Here is an 8,074-nt window from a genome sequence, read left to right as displayed (position 1 = left end):
ATGATGGCCTATCACTAGGTTCACACCACATTGTGATAATCGTTTTGATATTTCCTTTTCGTATCTTGTAATAATGTCTTTACGAGTATGATCGCCCCAGTGCATCGCTGCAATAATAAAATCAGCTTGGCTACGGATATTGCCAACTAAGCATGAAAAATGCGCCCAATCATCTTCATTGATGACAGTCATAATATCGGGTAACGCTCCGGGAACCACAGCGCCGGAAAAAGGGGGACTGTAATAATCTCTTGAACGTAACGCTGCAACGCCTCCCTGAAAACTACCGGCTTCAGTTCCGGCATAGTAAATGCCCGTTACGCCGAAAACAGCCACCCTGATCCCTCTACATTCAATTAAAGCAGGTTTCCAAGCTTGCTGAAATGTCAGACCGGCCCCGGTGGTTTGCACTCCTACAGAATGTAATGCTTTCAAGGTGTCAGTCAGACCCTGCAATCCAGAATCCATGGCATGATTATTCGCAAGGGAAAGCACATCGAACAATGCCACGCCTTTGGCGTTTTTTACTGATGATATCGTCATCCCTCGCCGTCCGGGAATTGGCTCAGGTCTGTCAGTCAGTACACCTTCATAGTTACCGATAACGATATCGGCATTCTCAACTAAAGACGTCATGTGACTGAAAGCAGAAGCGGGATCTTCACGATTAATGAGCACATCCCCAAATGAAGCAATAGTAATACTCGACATAAATTTCTATCCTTCTGACTAACGCTGGTCGTTGCTCAAAGCCTTTTCTGCATAAAAATACGGGCATTTCCATCCGGTAAAGAGGACACCTCACCAAAAATGCTGTAACCATGCTTCAGATAAAAGTCAGGTGCCTGAATCGCCATGGTAAACAGCACCGCCATATGACATCCACGTAGAGTTGCTTTTTTTTCGGCCCGTTTCAGCAATGTACTTCCCAGTCCCTGCCGACGCAGTTCTTCCGGAAGAAAGAAATAACTAATGAAAAGCACACCCAGAGAGGTACGACCCACCAAGCCACCAACGACTTCACCTTGCTGGTCATAGACATAGAAATCCAGCGGCTGGTTGTCAGAAATATTGGTTTGTTCCACATTCCATATATCAAGTAACTGACTGATTTTTCCCCGGCTTTCAACATCACCCTGATCGGAACTTTTGATGGAGTGCCCGGAGTCCAGAATATCTCGATTCATGCATTGATCCTGATTGACCGGGCCGATATATCGGCCCGGTTGGTTATATTAAGTTGCCGTACTCACCAAACGCGTTTCCAGAAATAACTGCTCATAATCACGACCGCGAGCTGTTAGTGCAGGTACCACAGGTCTGCCATCGGATAATTCGATCCAGAGCCTTAATAAATGGCGCTGGTTGAGTGCATCATCCTGAAACTCCGTGCGGGAATGCAGCGTGGTATAGTTGTTGAGAAAAAGGATTTCGCCAGGCTCAAGCATAAATTCGAGTCTGAACTCTGGGCGGTTACATATTTCATAAAATGCGTGAAGCCCAGCATCAAGTGCGTCAGGGAGAGCTAGTCCCTGAAGTTTTGCTGCTGCTCGCATATAAGCACCGAGACACATAGAGCTCACCCTACTTGACATTTTTGAGAAAATCGGAATTTTGTATGACGTGTAGGGAAGTTTACTCGAAGAGCGTTCAGCTGTAGCGTAATAATATCCTTCAAAAAGGTCGTCAAGTAGTTCTGGTTTTTCCCTTAGCATTTGGTTATAGATGGCTAGGCCACTTACGATTTGAGTCAATCCCCCTGAAGCAGCCCCCCTCAAACACATAAGCCCAACAACTTCAAAGGCATCCGAATGAAATCCAAGCTCCCGATTAGACATATAGCCTCGATTATTCGGATTATTTTTCTCATTCCTTACATGACCTATCCTGTGACCCTGTGAGTTTTGTACGACTGGACGTCCAAGACCTGTTCCAATTCCCCAGAATAGATGATGCAAGGCTGAGTCAGTAAACATTTCTCGCGGAATACCTGACACTACCACAACCCCGCGTCCTTCAGTCAATCGCTGATGAATGCTCTCCTGTAAGATAGTTATTTCCTCAAAGCTAAAATCTGACGTATTAAACGCTTCGCTGGGTCTGTCTTCCATAGCGGATAAGTGATACCTGAATGCTTCGATTTGTTCATCTGAAACAGGCAATAGCACGTCTTTCTTGCTTTCCAACTGCGCTGAGCACCATACTGCCGGATCGTCATCAATAATCTGATATGATTCGTTCATGTTGGTGTCCTCAATATGCACAAAGTTCACAATCTGGATGTTGCGGTTTATCCGCAACATTCGTTTGTAAAGTTGTGAATGAGATGGTTACCAGTTTCCCTGCTGAAATCATTGGCCATCCAACAAGTTTCCTGATGATATCCGCAGACATCATCCCTCCGACAATCATTGCCGAATAACTGAAAGCCGAAGTCGCAGGGATTAAATCATGTTCTTCTCGCCAGGCGCGCATGGAGTAATGGTCAGGCTCCTGAGTCCGTGACCACTTTTCGTCGCAGCGGAAACAACCGCTCTGGTCAGGGAATTTTGTCCAGAACATACCCATTCCGGCAGAAACGCTATTGAAAACACCCGGAACTCCCATGGCAAAACAGGCGTCACTGGTCCAGCGGTCAGCCGCGATAACTGGTCGGTCAATTGCAGCTACGACGATATCGGGTTTGAATTGAGAAATTAATTCCTTAACAACATCTGAACCGGTTATACGCTTGAATACTGTATTTACCGTGACGTCCGGATTGATCTTATTAAGACGAGATTTTAACCCTTCGACTTTCCGCATCCCTATGTCATCAACGGTATAAAGCTGCCTGTTGAGGTTACTAAGTTCAATATCATCGAAATCAACGACAGTGATGGTACCGCAGCCAGTCATTGCCAGAGCCGTTGCCGTGCAGCTTCCAAGCCCCCCACATCCCAACAGTAGCACATGCCCTTTGAAAAGTTTCTGCTGATACTCAGCGGGTGAAATGTCATTGTCACTTAACGCAGCAAATCCATTGAGATTTCGGGAATAACGCTCTCTTTGATCGGCACAGAGAGCCTGATAATCGAAATATTTCTCATCCTGAACGAGGTTGTGAGACTGAAGTTCCTCGATCAATTTTGTTAACGCCGACTCTTCAACGTCATGACCGTTTTGCTTCAGTACTTCAAGGAGACCATTGCTGTTCAATTTTCCTTGCATGTGGTTAAGCGCAACTATTTTCCAGCCATCGGGATCTGGAATTATTTTGCTTGCTTCACCCTGACGGGTACCGGAATGTATTGCAATGACATTACTGCTAATCGGAACAGCAACAACCGTTGGCTGAAGCCGTGGATTATTAAGTGAAATGGAACTCGCCATAGCTATGCCTCTTTAATTTTCACTACCGGCAAAAGAATTCCCCGGCGTCCTACATTCATGACCGGATCAAAACTGGCACGTGCCTGAAAACCAGCAAACCGGCCACCATATACATAGGTATCCACACCTGACCACATTGAATCTGTAATGCCGATATCAGGATGAACTGCGGAAATCACACGCCCGCGAATGTATCGTTGAATGACCCATGTTTCGTCGCTTTGCGCTGCAAGACGTAAGGTCGCTTCCCATTCCTGAGCGGCGGTAAACGGACCGACCAACAGACCTTCTCCTCTTGTTGCATTAGAAGGTTTGAGCACAAGAGTCCCTCGTTCTTGAATTGCCCAGTCAACTAGATCGATTTGCTCTCCCTGAGGGGATGTTGTTTGGCACGCGCGGAGGATGCGTGTCCAGGGAATATGTTTAAGACAAAAAGCCTTTTCCTCTTCGGGCAGGAAAAAGAGCATTTGCGGATCACTTAGGACAGCCATTATAGCTTTATCTGCGAGCGGCCATTGGCAGATGAGAGGATTGATGAAAGTGACTTCTCCATGAAATGTTGCAGTAAGGTATTCTTCAACTTCGGGTTCATCGATCAAGTCGCGCAAATCGAGTTTATTATAGGCCAAATCAATAACACGACCCTGCGGATCTATTACCTTGTTGTTATGTCGACGTAACAGAGACGCATCAATTTCCTCGGTAGGAACCCCCAGACGATTGAAACCATTTACCATCCAAGTTACCTCATTTCCGAACCGGCCTTTATAAGTGACAATGGCTGCTCTTCTGGCTGGCTCTCCGGTACGTTCGCGATGAGTTTCCAGTAATGTCTCAAGAAATAAATCCGGTTTTTGGACAAAGGGCTGAAAATCGGCGCTGGCTTCAATACCGTTCAGTAAAGGATTTGACACCTCTGACCACAATGCACCTGCAATCCCATTTTGGATCACTCCCCCGGGGCAATCGGTATTAGTTTCCAAGATCTGATAAGTTCCATCTTCACTGAAAAGACCATCCAAGCGGAAAATTCTGGTCAAAGGGGTATGATTTGGCAAATTAAATAAATAATGTTCGCTTTTCTTATAAGCCGGAAAATATTCACGTATCGAGACATTTTCCACCCATGCATGAGCAAATTTTTCAAATATTTCTGTAAAACGCTCACCGATGCTGGCGAGTTGCCGAATTAGGTTATCAGACAAAATAAGAGGACGAATTGAAACCGGATAGTTTTTTCCCTCAAAATTTAGTCCTCCATCAACGAGTTTCTGGCTTAGACTTTTCTGCGCTTCTAATAAAGAAGATTTTTCATTTTCGTCAAGACTAAGTAATTTTTTTTCAATCAAGATTTCGTCTTGATAAAACAGAGTGTCATGAGGTGTTAATGATGAAGTGTCTGTTTTATTCTCCACACCTAACTGAACGGAAACTTGTTTTAGGGATTTTTCAAGTAATAATAATCCATGCTCAAGGACATTGATTTCGATAGTCAGCGGGGGAAGTAATTTGATGACCTGTCCCAGCGGACCACATGTTTCTATAATGAGTCCTAACTCAGTGGCTTGGTTTCTGACATTTTCTGCTGCCTGCGAAGAAAAGAGTTCTAAGCCCCACAACATTCCTTTTCCCCGAATTGTTCTGATCAATTGGGGGTATCGTTGATGCAAACCTAGCAGATATTTATGCACGATTTCCGATTTATCTTTAAGACTTCGCAAGAAATGTGAATCATGCCAGTAATCAAGAGCATATGTGGCACCAATAAATGCAAGGTTATTACCACGGAAAGTTCCGTTATGTTCTCCAGGCTGCCATATATCCAGTTCCGGTTTCATTAAAACAAGAGACATAGGGAGTCCATATCCTGAAACAGACTTTGCAAGGCAGATGATATCCGGTTTTATCCCAGTGTCTTCGAAGCTGAAGAAAGTTCCTGTACGACCACAACCAGCCTGAATATCATCAACAATAAGTAGGATATTGTTTGCAGCTGCGATCTCTGCTACACCCCGTAACCATTCTACACTCGCCACATTGACTCCCCCCTCTGCCTGAATAGTTTCAAGAATAATTGCTGCAGGAAAGTCAATACCAGAACCCGGAGAAACTAGCATTTTCTCCAAAAAGTCCAGTGACGTGTCATTCTGACTAAGGAAATTTTCGAAAGGAAGGCGTACTATATTGTTCAGGGAAACACCTGCAGCATTTCTTTTTTTCTCTCTGGCTGTGGCTGCAAGAGCGCCCAGAGACATTCCGTGAAACGCATTAGTAAACGCAACAATATCGCTGCGCCCTGTAACTTTGCGTGCGATTTTCATTGCAGCTTCAACTGCATTGGTTCCTGTCGGCCCGGTAAACTGAAAACGATACTGCAAGCCCCGTGGTTTCAGTATCTGCTGATTAAAGCTTTCAATGAATGCCCGTTTGGCATTGGTATATAAATCCAGAGAATGCGTTATGCCATCTTTTTCAATATATTCAATAAGATGAGATTTTAAGCGAGGGTTGTTGTGACCGTAATTTAATGATCCAGCTCCTGATAAAAAATCAATCCATGACTTACCCTGCCTGTCAGTCACTAGGGCATTGCTTGCCGTAGTGAATATGGCCGGATAATTACGGCAGTAGCTACGCACATTTGATTCGTACTTTTCAAAAATCCTGCACGCGTCGTCTTCAGTGAAAAGTATCTCGTTTTTTATATTTTCATACACAGCATCAAACATTCTACAACGCAGCAATATCGTATTTTTACCAACCGCCTTTACTCGCTTCGCTAACTGTTCGTTATTTTCTGTAATATTGTGAAGAATATGCATCATGGTAATGGCATGATCTTCGTCCTCTTCAATATGTAATTTGAAAAATTCTAATCCCCGTTCAGCAACACCTAAGTGCGTAAGAGCATGCAATACAGGCTTATAGATCATTGGAACAATTGCTTCGGCCCCCAAGCAAAGTGCAGCTAAACCATCAGCAATTTCCCCTGAGCAGCAATAATTCAGGACACATGAAGCAAGATGAGAGGTTTCTTCAAGTGCAGGAATAGAACTGACCTGTGCACCTGTTTCCATCAATGAGCGCTGAAACAACTCAGCGTGAGTGACTTTTCCCTCCCCATTTACCCCCATCTCTTCACGCAAATTTTCCATCAGATGATGAATATCATTGAAGTTATCAATATGGCTGATCAGAGCACACAAAAAGCGAGTAAAATTACGTGAATAATGATGATGTTGAATCAAGAAATAACGCATTCCGGACAGAGTGATTCGTTCTTCACTCATTGCGATGAGTAACGGGTGGTTAACCAGCTTTTTCACCGCATCTATATCCAGCCAGTTATCCCAGAGTCCTTCTTCGGTCAGTAATCCTATATCTTTTTTATCGGGTAAAGTTACAGTTTGATTTTGTTCACTCACCTTGCCTCTCCTGTTTCTGAAATAAAACGCATCTCTGATCTCTATAACAAACAGTTCTTTACTAGTAACAATAGAATAAGTACTGCGGTGCTTATAATCTCTTAACAATCAATACCAACGAAAAATAAACATTTGCATTTCATTGATGAAACCATAAATTATCTTAACTAGCATTTCAATAAATTATTAATCACGTAAAGTAATAAATATTCAACTATTTGAAAAATAAAATTAATATTTTTATGAGAATATGATAAGTACCAATACCACCTAATTTTTTATTGAAATAATTGCATAATGCAATAATTACTATTTGGTATTATCTGATGTATCTAAATAGATATATGGACACCGACTCGATTCAAGTAGATGGATAAATTTTCTGGCAACGAAGTCGCAAACATATATTCTGCTTCAATGAGCCCGGATGAAAATCCGTACTCTCTGCCCTCATTATTTCAATTGATGGCTATAGAGTTAATTCTTTTATTGCATTAAGTTACGTTTTAACAGTACTTAAAGACGGATTACTGTCTATTGTCGATATTGGTTTGTCATCGAAGGACTGGCAAATCTACTTAGTCAGCAACATCATTCACACTGCAATTGATATTTCGCAAAACATAATAATCAGGTTGCTGTAGCTGTGCTGGTTGAGCAGGAAAAGGAGCTTTTAATGCTTTGTCATTTATCAGGATAAACAGGTAATACATTTTCTTAAATAAATTGCAGAAAACTATTATAGCTCTTACCAGAATCATCAAGAAATGCTAAAGTTGAAGGATATGAATATTTCAAATGAGCATGCCATATGATCCAGGAAAAACGTGTTATTCGTCGAATCCAGTCTGGTGGTTGTGCGATCCACTGCCAGGATTGTAGCATTAGCCAACTGTGTATTCCTTTTACCTTGAATGAGCACGAGCTTGACCAGCTTGATAATATCATTGAGCGTAAGAAACCTATCCAGAAAGGGCAAACGTTATTTAAAGCAGGCGATGAGTTGAAATCTCTTTATGCTATCCGTTCTGGCACAATTAAAAGCTACACCATCACCGAAGAAGGTGATGAGCAGATTACAGGTTTCCATCTCGCAGGGGATTTAGTCGGTTTTGATGCTATCCTCAATACTCAGCATCCAAGTTTTGCTCAGGCTCTGGAAACATCAATGGTCTGTGAAATTCCGTTTGAAACACTCGATGATCTGTCCGGCAAAATGCCTAATCTCCGCCAGCAAATGATGCGCTTGATGAGTGGAGAAATTAAAGGCGACCAAG

6 protein-coding genes are annotated in these 8,074 nt (G+C 42.9%); 1 reads left to right on the top strand and 5 read right to left on the bottom strand.

Annotated elements, in window-relative coordinates:
* From LGZ98_RS22570 to ectB, 5 genes are all read right to left on the bottom strand, one after another.
* On the bottom strand, positions 1–711 hold a 711-nt coding region (locus LGZ98_RS22570), incomplete at its 3' end, for a CapA family protein (RefSeq protein WP_262978626.1).
* Between the two features lie 35 nt (positions 712–746).
* Entirely contained in the window at positions 747–1,187 is a 441-nt protein-coding gene (locus tag LGZ98_RS22565; protein ID WP_011146446.1) for a GNAT family N-acetyltransferase, read from the bottom strand.
* Between the two features lie 48 nt (positions 1,188–1,235).
* Positions 1,236–2,243 carry a TauD/TfdA family dioxygenase gene (locus LGZ98_RS22560; protein WP_158536450.1) on the bottom strand — a complete coding sequence of 336 codons (1,008 nt, stop codon included), beginning with the start codon at positions 2,241–2,243 and terminating at the stop codon, positions 1,236–1,238.
* A gap of 10 nt (positions 2,244–2,253) precedes the next feature.
* Positions 2,254–3,372: a ThiF family adenylyltransferase gene (locus LGZ98_RS22555; protein WP_113040593.1), complete on the bottom strand. Its 1,119-nt coding sequence runs from the start codon at positions 3,370–3,372 to the stop codon at positions 2,254–2,256.
* 2 nt (positions 3,373–3,374) lie between these two features.
* Positions 3,375–6,797, bottom strand: coding sequence for a diaminobutyrate--2-oxoglutarate transaminase (ectB, locus tag LGZ98_RS22550; RefSeq protein ID WP_262978625.1), 3,423 nt, complete (start codon positions 6,795–6,797; stop codon positions 3,375–3,377).
* A gap of 811 nt (positions 6,798–7,608) precedes the next feature.
* On the opposite strand from ectB, the gene fnr reads away from it, so the two are divergent.
* A partial coding sequence (fnr, locus tag LGZ98_RS22545; RefSeq protein WP_262978624.1) for a fumarate/nitrate reduction transcriptional regulator Fnr occupies positions 7,609–8,074 on the top strand: 466 nt, incomplete at its 3' end.

Origin of the sequence: Photorhabdus kayaii, assembly GCF_025384895.1 — a bacterium.
GTDB lineage: Bacteria > Pseudomonadota > Gammaproteobacteria > Enterobacterales > Enterobacteriaceae > Photorhabdus > Photorhabdus kayaii.
This window is presented reverse-complemented; position numbering and strand designations above follow the sequence as displayed.